Here is a 15,906-nt window from a genome sequence, read left to right on the forward strand (position 1 = left end):
CTCTTCTGATGTTGACGCGTCTTGTCGCGCGTTGACGGCGTTGAACGACCAGTCTTCAGCAAGCGGTTCTTCAGCAAGCGGTGTGCCAGCGCGGCGGAGCCGCAAATCGAAGAGAAAGCGCTGGTTTGCCCGCGCAATAGCCGGTATCTCGACGGGAGCCTGCAAGACATCGTCTCATTTGTTGCGAGACGGCGTCTCAGCCGTGAGACGAGGACGGGACCTGACATGACCGAACCCGCTTATGTTGCGGTGGACTGGGGCACCAGCAGCTTCCGGCTCTGGCTGATCGATGACGCCGGCCTGGTGCTGGCCGAGCGCCGCAGCGGCGAGGGCATGCTGGCCGCAGCGAAGGCCGGGTTCCCGGCGGTGCTGCGATCGCATCTCGCGGCGGTCGAGGCGCCGGATCATCTGCCGGTGCTCGTCTGCGGCATGGCCGGTGCCCGCACCGGCTGGGTCGAGGCCGGCTATGTCGACACGCCGGCGCCCATCTCTGCCGTTCTGAAGCAGGCCGTGCGTGTGCCGGGCGAGGCGCGCGACATCCGGATCCTGCCGGGCATCGCGCAGCGCGACCCGAAGGCGCCGGACGTCATGCGCGGCGAGGAGACGCAACTGCTCGGCGCCCTCGGCCTCGATGCCGCGGGCGAGGCGCTGGTCTGCATGCCCGGCACGCATTCGAAATGGGTTCGCGTGAAGGACGGCACGGTCGCGCATTTCTCCACTTTCATGACCGGCGAGCTGTTCAGTGCTGTCTCGCGCGAGACGATCCTGTCGCTCGCGGTCGCCGGCGCAGACGACGCCGAGGATGTCGCAAGCTTCAGGGCGGCAGTGAAAGCTGCATACGAGGCGCCGGCCTTCGCGGCCAATCTCCTGTTCGGCGCGCGGTCGCGGCAGCTTCTGTTCGGCGGCACGCCGGCCGCGGCGCGCGAAACGCTGTCCGGCACGTTGATCGGTGTCGAGCTGGCGGCAGGGCTCTCCGGCACCGTGCCGCAAGCGGGTGTCATGCTGATTGCCTCGGGACGGCTCGCGGGGTTGTACCGGCTGGCATTCGAGGCGCTATCGATGACGGCAAGGCCGGTCGATGCGGATGAAGCCGTCCGCCGCGGTTTGTCGATGGCGGCTGCCGCGATCTGGACGAAGCAGAAGGATTCTTGAGATGAGCGTTGCTTTTCCGCCGATGAACCGGCCCCTGGTCGCGATCCTGCGCGGCATCAAGCTCGAGGAGACCGAGGCCATTGTCGGCGTGCTGATCGAAGCCGGCATGACCGCGATCGAGATTCCCTTGAACTCGCCCGATCCGTTCCGCTCCATCGCGATGGCGGTGAAGCAGGCGCCATCAGGCGTATTGATCGGCGCCGGCACGGTGCTGACCGCGGCAGATGTCGATCGTCTCAACGACGTCGGCGGCAAGCTCATGGTCTCGCCCAATGTCGACACCGAGGTGCTGGCGCGCGCGCATCAGCACGGCATGGTGACGATGCCCGGCGTGTTCTCGCCGACCGAGGCGCTGCTCGCCGCGCGCTCGGGCGCGGCGAGCCTGAAATTCTTTCCGGCGAGCGTGCTCGGCGCCTCCGGCATCGCCGCGATCCGGGCCGTGCTGCCATCAGGCGTGATGATCGCCGCCGTCGGCGGCGTCTCCGACCAGAACTTCGCGGAGTACATCAAGGGCGGCGTGACGGCGTTCGGGCTCGGCTCCAGCCTCTACAAGCCCGGCATGACGGCGGCGGATGTCGCAGCTCGCGCGAAGGTGACGGTCGCGGCCTACGATCGGGCGATTGCGCAAAATTGAGCAGGAACAGACAAGCCGTGATCGTGACATAGCTTATTGTCCTTCGCGGTGTCGCAACCGATGTTTGCGCATCGTGCACATGTGACTGGCTGGAGCAGGAGACCGACATGGCGATCAACAACGTAGCCGATCTTTTCGTGGCAACGCTCGAACAGGCGGGCGTCAAGCGTATCTACGGAATCGTCGGCGACAGTCTGAATGCGCTGACCGAAGCGCTGCGCCGTCGCGGCACCATCGAGTGGATCCACGTCCGGCACGAGGAGGTTGCAGCGTTTGCAGCGGCCGGCGAAGCGGAGATGACCGGAAGCCTCGCAGTCTGCGCCGGCTCCTGCGGCCCGGGCAATCTGCATCTGATCAACGGGCTGTTCGATGCTCACCGCAGCCGCGTTCCGGTGCTGGCGATTGCGGCGCAGATCCCCACCGCCGAGATCGGTGGCGGCTACTTCCAGGAGACCCATCCGCAGAACCTGTTCCGCGAGTGCAGCCACTATTGCGAGCTGGTGTCGGATTCGAGCCAGCTTCCCTACGTGCTGGAGAACGCGATTCGCGCCGCCGTCGGCCTGCGCGGCGTTGCCGTCGTTGCCATGCCCGGCGACGTCGCCTTCCGCAGTCCCCCGAAGCGTGAGCTGTCGACGGCGCGCGGCCTTGCCTTGTCGGCGCCGAAGGTCGTACCGGTGGCCGATGAGCTGAAGGCGCTGGCGGACCTCCTGAACACCGCCGAACGTATCACCCTGTTCTGCGGCCGAGGTTGCGCCGGCGCGCATGCGCCGCTGATGCAGCTGGCGGAAGCTCTGAAAAGCCCGATCGTGCATGCGCTCGGCGGCAAGGAGCATGTCGAGTACGACAACCCTTACGACGTCGGCATGACCGGATTCATCGGCTTCTCCTCGGGCTATGCCGCCATGCACGCCTGCGACGCGCTGGTGATGCTCGGCACCGATTTTCCCTACAAGCAGTTCTTCCCGACCAACTGCCAGATCGCGCAGATCGACATCCGCCCGGAAAATCTCGGCCGGCGTTGCAAGATCGATCTCGGCCTCGTCGGCGATGTCAAGCTCACCATCGAGGCGCTGCTGCCGCTGCTCGAGACCAAGACGCAGCGCAAGCATCTCGACGATGCTGTCGCGAACTACAAGAAGGCTCGCGAAGGGCTCGACTCGCTCGCCAGGGGCACACCGGGAACCAAGCCGATCCATCCGCAATATCTCGCCAAGGTCATCAGCGACCATGCGTCCGAGGATGCCGTATTCACGGCCGACGTCGGCACGCCGACCGTGTGGGCCGCGCGCTATCTCGACATGAACGGCCGCCGCCGGCTGATCGGCTCCTTCGTGCACGGCTCGATGGCCAATGCGATGCCGCAGGCGATCGGCGCGCAGGCCGCGCAGCCCGGCCGCCAGGTCATCTCGCTCTCCGGCGACGGCGGCTTCACCATGCTGATGGGCGATCTGATCACGCTGACGCAGATGAAGCTGCCGGTGAAAGTCGTCGTGTTCAACAACGGCGTGCTGGGCTTCGTCGCGCTGGAGATGAAGGCGGCGGGCTTCGTCGACACCGGTGTCGATCTGGAGAACCCCGATTTCGCTGCGATGGCGCGCGCGATGGGTATCTTCGCGAAGCGCGTCGAGGATCCCGGCGAGCTCCCGGGCGCGATGAAGGAGATGCTGGCGCACAATGGGCCGGCGTTGCTCGACGTCGTCACCGCCAAGCAGGAGCTCTCGATGCCGCCGACCATCACGGCCGAGCAGGTCAAGGGTTTCAGCCTCTGGGTCCTGCGCGCGGTGATGAACGGTCGCGGCGACGAGGTGCTGGATCTTGCGAAGACGAACCTGCTGCCGCGCTAAAGCGTGACGAGATGAGGCTTGATCGTTGCAACGACGCAGGTGCGCTCCCTCTCCCGCCTGCGGGAGAGGTGAACGAGCCGCGGCAACCGATTCAACCTTGAGCCATTCGCGCTAGCCCCGCTTCACCGCTGGCAGAGGCAACCGCTCATGGCGGCGCTGGAAGCGCTGCCAGTGCAGCGCGATGCCGACCAGCAGCGCCGGCACAAAGCCGAGCGCGATCAGGAAATGCGGCAGCGCCTTCGCTGAGACGAAAGCAATCGCAATATCCGAGATCAGCCACAGCGCTGCGAACATGACCGCAAAGTCCGTGCGCGGGCAGCGCAGGTAATAGAACACGGCGGTGATGATGATCGCGGGACCGATGGCGACCGCGATCATGACCGCCGTCAACTCCTTCGGCGTCAGCGCGTCGAGCACCATCGATGCCAGCAGCCAGAGCGCGGCGAACATGGCGACGATGTCGAGCGGATGCCGCAATCCAATACCTCTCGCGGAGACGCGCTATCGTTGGGGCCGGAACTTCGGCCGTCAAGTTAAAATGCGCTATTCCTCATCACTTCCCGGCGTCGGGCGCAGCATGAAGTGACCGAAAGCGGTGGCGATCGGCTTGGTCGCATCGTCCTGCCAGGCCCGCGCCTCGAAGGCCACGATTCGCCGGCCCTGCTTCACGATCGAGACGTCGGCGAACGTGTCGAGGGCACGGCCGGAGCGCAGATAGTTGACGGTGAGGCCGATCGGCTTGGGCGGCGCCGCAGCGCCGAGCTCGCGCGCCACCCCGACGATCGCGGTGGTCTCCAGGAAGGCGCCGGTCATGCCGCCATGGATCGCGGGCAGGATCGGATTGCCGATGATCTTCGGCGAGAACGGCATCGTCAGCGTGCCGTCGTCGTTGACGAGGATGCCGAGACAGCGCGCGAACGGGCTGCGCGCAAACGGCCCATCCGAATCCTCCGGCGCCTCCAGCGTCGGAATGCTGCGCGAATCCATCCTGCGGTCCGCGAGCATGTTGGTGCGGTTGGCGCCGATCATGAAGCAGGCGGTGGCGGTCGCGACCGGATCGTCCTCGGATTCCTGATAGGCGGTGGACCGTACGAAGGCAATCGAGCGCGTGGTGCGGTAGCAGACCGAATGGGCCTTGATGTCGAGGCCAGGCGTCGCCGGCTTCTGGTAGTCGATGCGCAAGTCCAGGGTTGCGATCGCGCGCGTGCCGTCGAGCGCGAGTTGCACGGCCATGCCGCAGCTCTCGTCCAGCATCGCCGTGACGACGCCGCCATGCAGCACGCCGGTCTCGGTGTCGCCGACGAAGACGGGCCGGTAGGGCAGGCTGGACCAGGCCTCGGCGGGCGCGAAGCGGTCGAGCTGGAGCCCGCTGATGTCGCCGTAATCGGAGCGGCGGCCCTTGATGGCTTCAGCGAGTTCCTCGAACGGGAGCGTGACAGGGAGAGTGGACATGGCGCTGTTCTAGACCAGTGCCCGCCGCCGCGCAAAACCCCGATTGTGCCTTGCTCCCTGCCGGGGGCGGTTTGGCCTCGACAGGGCGGGCCAAAGCAACGATGGTGGGCGTTTCGTTCGTCCAATGCCCGCAAGGAGCGCCCATGACCGACCCCGAGACACCCGGCACCAATCAGGGGCCCGTCACGATTTCCACCTCGAGCTCGGAGCGGGCGCCGATCATCTATTTCGACGGCGCATCCTGCTTTGGTCACCACAACGGCGCGATCCAGATCGAGCTCGCCGCAAACCTCCTTATGCCGGTCGGCGCCGCCGTCAGGGTCGACGTTGTCCAGACCGCGCACCTGCGTTGCAGCGTGGCCGCGGCGCTGGCGCTGCGCGAAGCGCTCGACAAGGCACTCGCGATGTACCAGCAGGGCCAGCAGCAGCCGCGCCCGGAGGAAATACCGGCGGTGAAGAACTGAGGCAGGAGCGCGATCGCATGTTGCTGCGATCGCAGCCCGTCAGCTCACATGCACCTTCGCGGTCTTGCCGCCGTTCCACTTGCCGTCGAGCGCACGCTCGATCTGGGCGGCGAGTTGCAGCAGGAGGCCGTCATTGGCCTGCTTGGCGATGGCCTGGATGCCGAGCGGCAGGCCGTGCTCCTGGGTTGCCATCGGCATCGAGATCGCCGGCATGCCGCAGAGATTGGCGAGCGGCGTGAAGGCGAAGTTGCGCCAGAGATTGCCGAACCAGTCGAGCACGTCCGGATTGTCGGAGATGGTGAGGTATTCCCTGGTGCCGACCTTCGGCGTCGGCAGCGCCGTGATCGGCGTCAGGATCACGTCCCACTGCTCGAAGAAGGCGCCGAAGCCGCGCGAGGTCGTGTTGAACACGCCCTGCATCTTCGCCCGCTCGGCGAAGCTCGTGTGCCGGCCGGCCTCCCAGATGCGGATGTTCATGGGTTCGATCAGATCTTCCGGCGGTTTTTCCAGCCCGCGCGCAGCGAGCATATTGGAGATCACCACCGCGAAATTCGAGATGTAGCAGGTGGTCTGTGCCGCGAACGCGGCACGGAAATCGACCTCGGGCAGCGCGTAGTCGACGTGATGGCCGAGGCCTTCGAGGAAGCGGCCGGCCTTCTCCAGCTCCGCGGCGATCTCCGGCGTGGCGGTATAGTCGCCCCATGTGTGCGACACCGCGATGCGAAGCTTTGACGGGTCGCGCTTGATCATCTCGCAATAGGGCTGCGCCGTGGTCCAGAACGGCATGAACTCGCCGGGTGCCGGTCCGCGGGCATGGTCGACGAAGGTGGCGGTGTCGCGCACCGAGCGCGACTGGCAGCCCTGGATCGAGACGAGCCCGGTGAGATCGGACATGTGCGGGGCGAGCGAGAACACGCCGCGCGAGACCTTCAGCCCGATATTGCCATTGACGCCGGCGGGAATGCGAATCGAGCCGCCACCGTCGGTCGCATGCGCGATCGGCACCACGCCCGCGGCGACCATCGCCGCGCTGCCTGCGGACGAGCCGCAGGTGGTGTAGTCGGTATTCCAGGGATTGCGCGTGACGTAGACGGCGGGATTGTCGGCGGAACTGCACACGCCGAATTCCGGCGTCGTGGTGCGTCCGATCAGGTTCAGTCCGGCATGGCGGAATTTTCCGGTCAGGAACGTGTCCGCGCTGGCGCGATTGCCGCGCATCAGCAGCGAGCCCATCTCCTGGAGCCGTCCCTTCATGGTCGGCCCGAGGTCTTTCATCAGGAAGGGCAGGCCGGCGAACGGGCCGGCGAGATTGGCGCCGTCCTTGGCGGGGTCGGCGATCACGTCCTCGAACAGCTCGACCACGCCCGACAGTGCCGGATTGACCTTGGCAACGCCGGCCGCAGCCTGCCGCGCCAATTCCTTCGCCGTCAGCTCGCCCTTGCGGACGCGCCCCGCCAGCGCGACTCCATCGTGCTGCGCCCATTCATTCCAGCTCATCGGCAAAGTCATGACGTCAAAAATCCTCTTGGATAGCAGCTATCTTCCTTTCGCAAGGAACGGTCCGAATCAACCGAGCCGGCGCGAGGGGCAGGGTTGCGTGGGGCGGACAGGTCGCAAGTCCCGGAAGATGCCGGGTCGTATCAATCCGACAGTCGTGCAATCGCTGCAACCGGCCCGCCGCCCGGCGGACCCTGGTGCTCGGCGCCACCGGACACGTAGACCGCCCCGGTGCCGGCAAGGCCAGCGATCAGGCCGCCGACCGCTGCACGGGCGTGGCGTGTCGAGCTGATGTCGGTGTCTTCCAGCATGGTGTGGCGAAAGCCGCGCACGCTGCCATCAGGCGAGGCCTCCGCCTTGGCGAAGATGTTGACGATCTCGCGGCCCTTCGTTGCCAGCGGCGCAATGCGGAGTCCGACGCTTTCCAGCGCCGCGGTCACCGCGGCGGCGTCGATGGCGTCGTTCATCACGGCATGACCGATCTCGAACTCGCTCACCGATGCCGCCGAGTTGCCGAGCACGATGACGACGTTGTGCATCAGCTCGATGCCTGATGAGGTGGAGGCCACGGACGAGAACAGATCATGGCGCCGCAGCACGTCCTCATCGCGGAGATCGGCTGCAATCTCGCCGAGCGCGACGGCGACGCCGAGCGCGGAGGCGCCGCGGGAATAGGCCATCGAGGCGTAGGCGCTGGTCGTCGCTGTCTTGTTGCCGCGCGCCGCTGCCGCCGCGATGCGATCGCTGGTGAGCAGCGGGCACTTGATCTGCACGAAATGGATGTCGGCGGGATCATTGATGCTGGCATCCGCCATCGCGGCCTTCACGGCTTTCGCCGTCTCCATGATCTGCGCGGAGCGGCCGAGCTCCTCGGGCAGGAAATCCCGTGTCTGCGCCATGCCGATGCTCAGCCGCTTGCCGGTGGGGCCTACCGGACGGGCGTCGACGGCTCGGCGCGTGAACACCGTGATGTGCGGGCTGAGCACGCCCTCGGTGCCGCCGGACATCACGAAGGCGATACGCTGCTCGACCTCGTGCGGCGGCAGGTCGAGGTGGGGTGCCAGCGCCGCGCACAGCGCGCTGACGGCGTATTCCCGCGTGAAATCGTTGACGCCGCCATTGCCCTCGGTCTTGCCGAGGATCGCCAGGATCTCGCGCGGGTCGATCGCGCCCGAACCGATCATGGCCATGAGACCGGAGACGTCGCCGGGGCCCGTGGTGGCGATCCTGAAGACGCCGACCGATGTTGTACGCATGACTGTCCTTGTGGAGTTCAGGGGCCCGGCGGAGCAAACAGCCGCTGAACGGCGGCTCCTGTCAAGCCGGATGACGGATCGGCGATCCCGGTCTGCCGCGACGCAGGAGAGAAGCCGCGCGTCCCCACGAATGTGGCGAGATCGCATCGATCCGGCAAAAAATCCTCTGTCGACGGTTGCGCGCCGCACCTTGATGAATCAACCTCGGTTGGTCCATAAGCGGCGTCCCGCGGCTGGTGCTTTTCGCCCTGCGTCGCGTGCTTTGATAGAGGGAATCTCGCGTGGCAAATATCAACCACAAAATTGCGCAGGAGCTTGGGGTTCGCGCCGAGCAGGTCGAGGCGGCGGTGACGCTGCTCGACGGCGGCGCCACGGTTCCCTTCATCGCCCGCTACCGCAAGGAAGCGACCGGTGCGCTCGACGACGCGCAGTTGCGCACCCTGGAGGAGCGCCTGGTCTACCTGCGCGAGCTCGAGGACCGCCGCAAGGCCATCCTCGAATCGGTCCGCGAGCAGGGCAAGCTCGATGCAGCCCTCGAAGCCACGATCATGGCCGCCGACAGCAAGGCGCGCCTCGAGGACATCTATCTCCCTTTCAAGCCGAAGCGCCGCACCAAGGCGGAAGTTGCCAAGGAAGCCGGCCTCGAGCCGCTCGCCCATCAGTTGCTGGCCGAACCCGGCAACGATCCGAAGGTCGTGGCAGAAGGCTTCGTCAACGCCGAGAAGGGCGTTGCGGATGCAGCCGCCGCGCTCGACGGCGCCCGCGCCATCCTGGTCGAGCGTTTCGACGAGGACGCCGACCTCATCGGCGCGTTGCGCGAGGAGATGTGGACCAACGCGCGCATGGCCTCCAAGGTGCGCGACGGCAAGAAGACCGAGGGCGAGAAGTTCGCCGACTATTTCGATTTCTCCGAGCCGCTGACCAAGCTGCCATCGCACCGTATTCTCGCGATGTTCCGCGGCGAGAAGGAAGAGATCCTCGATCTTCAGATCCAGGCCGAGGCGGAGGCGCCGCCTCCGGGCGTGCCGAGCGCCTATGAACTGAAGATCATGAAGCGGTTCGGCATCGCCGACCTCAAGCGACCCGGCGACCGCTGGCTGGTCGACACCGTGCGCTGGGCCTGGCGCACCAAGATCCAGGTGCATCTCAACATCGACCTGCGCATGCGGCTGTGGAATTCGGCCGAGACCGAGGCCGTGCGCGTGTTCGCCTCGAACCTGCGCGACCTCTTGCTGGCCGCGCCCGCAGGCACCCGCGTCACCATGGGGCTCGATCCCGGCTACCGCACCGGCGTCAAGGTCGCGGTCGTCGACGCGACCGGCAAGGTCGTCGACACCATCGCGATCTATCCGCACGAGCCGCAGCGGCAGTGGAACGAGTCGCTGGCGACCCTCGGGCGGCTCGCGCTGAAGCATCGTGTCGAGCTGATCGCAATCGGCAACGGCACCGCCTCGCGCGAGACCGACAAGCTCGCCGCGGACCTCGTCAAGGGCCTGCCCGAATTGAAGATGACCAAGATCGTCGTGTCGGAAGCCGGCGCGTCGGTCTATTCGGCCTCGGCTTTCGCCTCGGAGGAATTGCCCGGCCTCGACGTCACCCTGCGCGGTGCGGTCTCGATCGCGCGGCGCCTGCAGGACCCGCTGGCCGAGCTCGTCAAGATCGAACCCAAGGCGATCGGCGTCGGTCAGTATCAGCACGACCTCGGCCAGGCCAAGCTCGCCAAATCGCTCGATGCGGTGGTCGAAGACTGCGTGAACGCTGTCGGCGTCGACGTCAACACTGCCTCCGCGCCGCTGCTTGCTCGCGTGTCGGGCGTCGGCTCGGGCCTTGCGCAGAGTATCGTGGCGCACCGCGACGCCAACGGCCCGTTCAAGTCGCGCAAGGCGCTGAAGGACGTGCCGCGGCTCGGGCCTAAGGCATTCGAGCAGTGTGCGGGCTTCTTGCGTATCCTCGGCGGCGAGGACCCGCTCGACGCCTCCGGCGTGCATCCGGAAGCCTATCCGGTGGTGCGCCGGATTCTCGCGGCAACCAAGAGCGACATCAAGGCGCTGATCGGCAGCAGCGATATCGTGCGTACCCTCAAGCCGAAGGATTTCGTCGACGAGACGTTTGGTCTGCCGACCGTCACCGACATCCTGCGCGAGCTGGAAAAGCCAGGCCGCGACCCGCGCCCCGCGTTCAAGGCCGCGGTGTTCAAGGAGGGCGTCGAGGAGATCAAGGACCTCAAAAAGGGCATGATCCTCGAGGGCACCGTCACCAACGTCGCCGCCTTCGGCGCCTTCGTCGACATCGGGGTGCATCAGGACGGCCTCGTGCACATCTCGGCGATGTCCAAGACCTACATCAAGGATCCGCGCGAGGTGGTGAAGCCGGGCGATATCGTCAAGGTGAAGGTGCTGGACTTCGAGGTCGCCCGCAAGCGCATCTCGCTGACGCTGCGCCTCGACGACGAGGTCGGCGCGAAGAAGGATGCCCCCGGCATGCAGCGCGACAACAGCTCACGCAATCCCGCCCGCATGACCTCGTCGGCTCCGCGCAAGCAGGAGTCTTCGGGCGGCGGTGCTCTCGCCGAGGCGCTGCGCCGAGCGGCGGAGAAGAGTGGCGGCAAGCGGGTGTGACCTCTTAACCTCTCCCCGCTCTTTGCGGGGAGAGGTCTATCCACGTCATTGCGAGCGTAGCGAAGCAATCCAGGCCGTCTCCGTGGGAACAGTCTGGATTGCTTCGTCGCAAGGGCTCCTCGCAATGATGAGGAGAGACGGGCGCTCCGCCTCCCTGACACCCGTGTCAGAATCTGGCGCGTTTGTAAGTTGAAGGTGCCCCTCCCTTCCTTTCATCTGATCATCCTCGTGCGGCGCCGAGATCGCCGCACTGCAAGGAGGATGCTTCGATGAACAACAGGCTTCTCAAAGGCTTCACCGCGGTGACGGTCGCTGCCGCGATGGCGCTCGCTTCACCGGTGCTCGCCCGTGGCGGTGGCGGTGGCGGTGGCGGTGGCCACGGCGGTGGCGGCTTCGGCGGCGGCGGCCATGGCGGCTTTGGCGGTGGTGGGCATTTCGGCGGCGGCATGCACGCTGGCGGCTTCGGCGGGATGCGAGCCGGCGGCTTTGGCGGCGCACGCTTTGCCGGCGGACCGGGCTTCGGTGGCGCTCGCTTCGCGCATGCCGCGATCGGGTCGCGCTTTGCCGGCCGTCCCTTCATCGGCCGCCACGCCTTCTTCCATCACAATCGCTTCCGTCGTTTCGCCGTCTTCGGCGCGCCCTATTTCTACGCCGGCTACAATGACGGCTGCTGGAGCAGGAGCTGGACGCCCTATGGATGGCAATGGGTCAATGTGTGCGGAGACTACTGGTAGTCGCATCGCCGTACCGCACCATTGTCGCGATCGCCACCGGGTGGTTCCGCTCAGCCCCGGAACGGGATAGTCTGGTGGCGATCGTCGCGCGGAGCTTGTCATGAGCGGAGGTCACCGTCGCATCCTGGTCGTCGAGGACGATCCGGAAACCGCAGGTCAGCTCGTCGACGAGCTGACGGTCTCGGGCTACGACGTCGACCTCGCAGCCAATGGCCGCGAAGCCCTGAGCCACGGCGCCGCGCGTGACTATGCCGTGATCACCATCGACCGCATGCTGCCCGATATCGACGGCATCAGCGTGATGCGACAGTTGCGCGACGAGGGCGTCGCCGCGCCGTTCCTGATCATCTCCGCGCTCGGCGAAGTCGACGACCGCGTGCGAGGACTGCGCGCCGGTGGCGACGATTATCTCGTCAAGCCGTTCTCATTCACCGAATTGCTGGCGCGGCTCGAAGCACTCGGCCGCCGCAGCGAGACCATCGCCAAGGAGACGCTTCTGCGCGTCGGCGATCTTGCGATCGACCTGATCGCGCGCAGCGCCTCCCGCCGCGGCCGGAAGATTCCGCTGCTGCCGCGCGAATTCCAGCTGCTCGAATATCTCGTCCGCAACGAGGGCCGCGTCGTATCTCGCGCGATGCTGCTTCAGCACGTCTGGGACCTGCATTTCGATCCGTCGACCAATATCATCGATGTCTATGTGGGGCGCGTTCGTCGCAAGGTCGACGATGCCCAGGACTATCCGCTGATCCATACCATCCGCGGCATCGGATATTGCCTCCGTGCTCCTGGCTAAGACCCTTCGCTCCTCGACCTTCCGCCTCGCGCTGATCGCGATCGCGGCGTTCGGGTTGATCGTCGCGGCCATCATGGCCTACGTCTATTTCGGGACGCTCGCCTACGTCGAGCGCCGACTCGGCGGGGCCGTCGATCATGACGGCTTCACCGGCATGATCGAGCTCGCGATGGTCGCGGTCGCCATGCTGCTGCTGGTGCTGGCCGGGCTCGCGGCCGTGCTGGTGACGCGGCGCACGGTCGGGCGGATCGAACAGATCAACGCCACCAGCCGCGCCATCATGCTCTCCGGACTCGACCAGCGTATCCCCTTGCGCGGCAGCAACGACGAGTGGGACCGTGTCGCCGAAAACCTCAACCAGATGCTCGACCGTATCGAGACGCTGATGGGCGAGGTCAAGCAGGTCAGCGACAACGTCGCGCACGATCTGCGGACGCCGCTGACGCGCATGCGCGGCCGGTTGGAGAAGGCCTATCACGCCCCACGCAACAGCGAGACCGACGCCGCGCTGATCGGGGATACCATCGCCGATCTCGATGCCGTGCTCGGCATGTTCACTTCCATCACCCGGATCTCCGAGATCGAGACCCGCGCCCGCACCGGCGCCTTCCGCGCGCTCGATCTCGCCGAGATCGCCGGAGAGGTCGTCGAGCTCTACGATGCCGCCGCCGAGCAGGTTGCTACGAAGCTCAGCCTTGCCGGAGAACGCGACGTGGCGATCACGGGCGACCGCGACCTGCTGTTCGACGCCATTGCCAATCTCGTCGACAACGCGATCAAGCACGGCTGCAAGGGCGGGCAGGTGACCGTGACCTGCCGCAGAGCCGATGGCGCTGCGGTGATCACGATTGCCGACGACGGTCCGGGCATTCCCGCCGAGCAGCGCGATCACGTCTTCAAGCGCTTCTACCGGCTCGAACGGAGCCGCTACACGCCGGGCAATGGCCTCGGCCTCAGCCTCGCCGCCGCGGTTGCGCACCTTCATGGCGCCGAGATCGCGCTGCATGACAATGCGCCGGGCCTGACGGTCCAGCTCAGCTTCCCGGCGGCGACAGTGCCGTGAGGCTGGGCGGCGTCAAAGCTCGATCACGCCGCGACGCGCGGCGTGCGCGACTGCATCGGTGCGGCCGGTCGCGTCCAGCTTGTCGAGCAGCGAGCCGACATGGAACTTCACGGTGTGCACGGAGATGCCGAGCTGACGCGCGATCATCTTGTTCGAGGCGCCTTCCGCCATCAGCGCCAGCACGTCGAGCTCGCGCTGCGTCAACGCGATGTCCTCGGGCATGATGCGCGGATCGCGTGCGACGATCGCCGCGGCCGCCGGCTCGCCAGGCGCAGCCAGACGAAGTCCCGGGATATTGCCGAGCAGCGCCGTCAGGCGATCGGCGAGGGCGGGGTCGTCGATCTCCAGCGCAAGCACGATCTCGGCCGTCTTGTCCTCGCTCACGCCTCCGGCCTCTCGGCGACCGTGACCCTGAAGCTGGCCGGCTCGCCGCCGCGGCGCACCGCGACATCGACCACCGTGCCGACGCTCGAAGGTCCGAGCGTTTGCGCCAGCGCCCGCACTCCGGACAGCTTCTGGTCGTTGACCGCGACGATCACGTCGCCCTGGCGGATGCCGGCCGCGGCCGAGGGGCCGGCCTTGTCGACATTCATCACCATGGCGCCGATGCCGTCGTCGAGCCGTATCGGCTGGAGCCCGAGGCCGAGATATCCCCGCGCGATGCGGCCGCGCGCCTCCAGTTGCGCCGCGACGCGCTCGATCGTCGCCGTCGGGATCACCAGGACGCGCCGCGGTCCGAGCACGGCCATGCCGAAGGCTTCGCCCGATGCATCGAGCGCGAGGCCGCCCTGCTGGCTGCCGCGCAGGCGGACGTCGAGCTCGATGCGCGCATCGATGTCGCCGCCGCGCAAGGAGCGCCAGCTCTCGCCGGATGCCGACACCATCCCGAGCGCGGCGCTCGGCGTCTCGCGATTGGTGGCGACTACCACCGACAAGGCGCCCAGCGGCGGGACCGTCGCGGCGAGCTTGACCGGCGCGACGTCGGCATCGACGCGCAGCAGCGCGATGTCAGTCGTATGGTCGCGGCCGGCGATCGTGGCGGCCGCGGTGCTTCCGTCGGCAAGGCCGATCTCGACCGCGCCCTCGTCCGCCAGTGCCTCGTCGGCCGTGACGATCAGGCCGGGTTTCCAGGCGAAGCCGGTGGCTCGGGAGCGGTGCGAATGTACGGAGACGACGGACGGCGCCGTGCGCGCCACCATGTCCGCGAGGGCGGACGACAGGGAAGACAGGGGAGTAGGGGCGGTCATGGCAGGCTCCTGTAAGCTGTCCTCAATCTGGGATATCGCGGGCGCATGCGAAACTGGCCGGGTGGCCAGGACTTCCCTCCGCGCGGCCGACGAACATGTGATTGGGACCCGCTCACGGGAACGTGTAGCAATCGGCCGATATTGCGCCGCATGGCCTCAACCGTTTTGAACGAGCCCTGACCGATGACCATCGATCTCACCCGCCGCACCCTGCTGCAACTCGCCGGTGCAACCTCGCTCGCGATGGCGGCTGCAGCCGCGGCGCGCGCCGAGGGCGTTCCTCAAGGCGGCGGGCCGACCTTTGCCAGCCGCACGCCGATGCGGGTCGGCATGGTGACGCTGCGGGTGAAGAATCTCGACAAGGTTGCGGACTACTACCGCGACGTGATCGGGCTTGCCGTGATGGAGCGTTCGGCGACCGCCGCGAAGTTCGGCACGGCCGGCATAGCGCTGCTGGCGCTGGAGGCCCGTCCCGATGCGGAAATCGAGCCGCGCAATGCCGCCGGCCTCTACCACACCGCCTTCCTGATGCCGACGCGAAAAGACCTCGCGCGCTGGCTGGTGCATGCCGCCTCGCATCGCGTGCCGCTGTCGGGTTTTGCCGATCACCTCGTCAGCGAGTCCGTCTATCTCGACGACCCCGAGGGCAACGGCATCGAGGTCTATGCCGACCGCGATCCCTCGCAATGGCAATGGAGCGAGGGCAGCGTCAAGATGGCGACCGACGAGCTCAACATCCCCGACCTGCTGTCGCTGACCAATCCACGCGTCGCCGACTATGCCAGGGCGCCGGACGGCTTGCGCGTCGGCCACATGCATCTGCGCGTCGGCGATCTCGCGCAGGCCGAGAGCTTCTATCACGGCACGATCGGCCTTGATCCGACGCGCAAGCGCAGCGGCGCCGCGTTCCTGTCGTCGGGCCGTTATCACCATCACCTCGGCATGAATGTCTGGCAGAGCCAGGGCGCGGGCCGGCGCGACGATGCCACCACGGGCCTTGCATGGTTCTCGCTGGTGACGGCGAAGCAGGACATTCTCGCCGCACAGGAGGAGCGCTTGCGCAAGGGCGGTGCGCAGCTCACCACGCTTGCGAATGGTGTGGAGGCGATCGATCCATGGGGCACGCGGGTGCGGCTGCTCAAGGCGTGATCG

At 66.8% G+C, this 15,906-nt stretch carries 15 protein-coding genes; 9 read left to right on the forward strand and 6 right to left on the reverse strand.

Annotated features, from left to right (window positions below):
- The first annotated feature begins 225 nt into the window (after positions 1-225).
- From XH96_RS07190 to poxB, 3 genes are all read left to right on the forward strand, one after another.
- The gene (locus XH96_RS07190) at positions 226-1,152 is read left to right on the forward strand and encodes a 2-dehydro-3-deoxygalactonokinase (RefSeq protein ID WP_194391758.1); all 927 of its coding nucleotides are present in this window, start codon (positions 226-228) and stop codon (positions 1,150-1,152) included.
- 1 nt (position 1,153) lies between these two features.
- The gene (locus XH96_RS07195; RefSeq protein WP_194391759.1) at positions 1,154-1,786 is read left to right on the forward strand and encodes a 2-dehydro-3-deoxy-6-phosphogalactonate aldolase; all 633 of its coding nucleotides are present in this window, start codon (positions 1,154-1,156) and stop codon (positions 1,784-1,786) included.
- Between the two features lie 107 nt (positions 1,787-1,893).
- Complete coding sequence (poxB, locus tag XH96_RS07200) at positions 1,894-3,630, forward strand: ubiquinone-dependent pyruvate dehydrogenase (RefSeq protein ID WP_194391760.1); 1,737 nt, start codon at positions 1,894-1,896, stop codon at positions 3,628-3,630.
- 111 nt (positions 3,631-3,741) lie between these two features.
- Here poxB and XH96_RS07205 read toward each other — a convergent pair whose 3' ends face one another.
- Complete coding sequence (locus XH96_RS07205; protein WP_194391761.1) at positions 3,742-4,107, reverse strand: hypothetical protein; 366 nt, start codon at positions 4,105-4,107, stop codon at positions 3,742-3,744.
- A 66-nt stretch (positions 4,108-4,173) separates the two neighbouring features.
- Complete coding sequence (locus XH96_RS07210; RefSeq protein ID WP_194391762.1) at positions 4,174-5,082, reverse strand: PaaI family thioesterase; 909 nt, start codon at positions 5,080-5,082, stop codon at positions 4,174-4,176.
- Positions 5,083-5,225: 143 nt separating this feature from the next.
- Between XH96_RS07210 and XH96_RS07215 the strand changes: the two genes are divergently transcribed.
- Positions 5,226-5,546, forward strand: a complete 321-nt coding sequence (locus tag XH96_RS07215; protein ID WP_061878930.1) for a hypothetical protein — start codon at positions 5,226-5,228, stop codon at positions 5,544-5,546.
- A 39-nt stretch (positions 5,547-5,585) separates the two neighbouring features.
- On the opposite strand, the gene XH96_RS07220 is transcribed toward XH96_RS07215, so the two are convergent.
- Both XH96_RS07220 and XH96_RS07225 read right to left on the reverse strand, forming a co-directional pair.
- Positions 5,586-7,055, reverse strand: a complete 1,470-nt coding sequence (locus XH96_RS07220) for an amidase (protein WP_194391764.1) — start codon at positions 7,053-7,055, stop codon at positions 5,586-5,588.
- A gap of 131 nt (positions 7,056-7,186) precedes the next feature.
- A complete protein-coding gene (locus XH96_RS07225; RefSeq protein WP_194391766.1) occupies positions 7,187-8,299 on the reverse strand; it encodes a ring-opening amidohydrolase in 1,113 nt (370 codons plus the stop codon).
- A 281-nt stretch (positions 8,300-8,580) separates the two neighbouring features.
- Between XH96_RS07225 and XH96_RS07230 the strand changes: the two genes are divergently transcribed.
- From XH96_RS07230 to XH96_RS07245, 4 genes are all read left to right on the forward strand, one after another.
- Positions 8,581-10,917 carry a Tex family protein gene (locus tag XH96_RS07230; RefSeq protein WP_194391767.1) on the forward strand — a complete coding sequence of 779 codons (2,337 nt, stop codon included), beginning with the start codon at positions 8,581-8,583 and terminating at the stop codon, positions 10,915-10,917.
- Between the two features lie 269 nt (positions 10,918-11,186).
- A complete protein-coding gene (locus XH96_RS07235) occupies positions 11,187-11,651 on the forward strand; it encodes a hypothetical protein (protein WP_194391769.1) in 465 nt (154 codons plus the stop codon).
- Positions 11,652-11,751: 100 nt separating this feature from the next.
- Entirely contained in the window at positions 11,752-12,444 is a 693-nt protein-coding gene (locus XH96_RS07240; protein WP_194391770.1) for a response regulator transcription factor, read from the forward strand.
- Complete coding sequence (locus XH96_RS07245; protein WP_194391772.1) at positions 12,431-13,507, forward strand: HAMP domain-containing sensor histidine kinase; 1,077 nt, start codon at positions 12,431-12,433, stop codon at positions 13,505-13,507. Before XH96_RS07240 ends, XH96_RS07245 begins: the two co-directional genes overlap by 14 nt.
- Positions 13,508-13,519: 12 nt before the next feature.
- Here XH96_RS07245 and XH96_RS07250 read toward each other — a convergent pair whose 3' ends face one another.
- Entirely contained in the window at positions 13,520-13,891 is a 372-nt protein-coding gene (locus XH96_RS07250) for a response regulator transcription factor (protein WP_194391774.1), read from the reverse strand.
- Positions 13,888-14,754 carry a S1C family serine protease gene (locus XH96_RS07255; protein ID WP_194391776.1) on the reverse strand — a complete coding sequence of 289 codons (867 nt, stop codon included), beginning with the start codon at positions 14,752-14,754 and terminating at the stop codon, positions 13,888-13,890. Before XH96_RS07255 ends, XH96_RS07250 begins: the two co-directional genes overlap by 4 nt.
- A gap of 183 nt (positions 14,755-14,937) precedes the next feature.
- Between XH96_RS07255 and XH96_RS07260 the strand changes: the two genes are divergently transcribed.
- Positions 14,938-15,903 carry a VOC family protein gene (locus tag XH96_RS07260; protein WP_194391777.1) on the forward strand — a complete coding sequence of 322 codons (966 nt, stop codon included), beginning with the start codon at positions 14,938-14,940 and terminating at the stop codon, positions 15,901-15,903.
- Positions 15,904-15,906: the final 3 nt, after the last annotated feature.

The organism is Bradyrhizobium sp. CCBAU 51765, assembly GCF_015291725.1.
Taxonomy (GTDB): domain Bacteria; phylum Pseudomonadota; class Alphaproteobacteria; order Rhizobiales; family Xanthobacteraceae; genus Bradyrhizobium; species Bradyrhizobium liaoningense.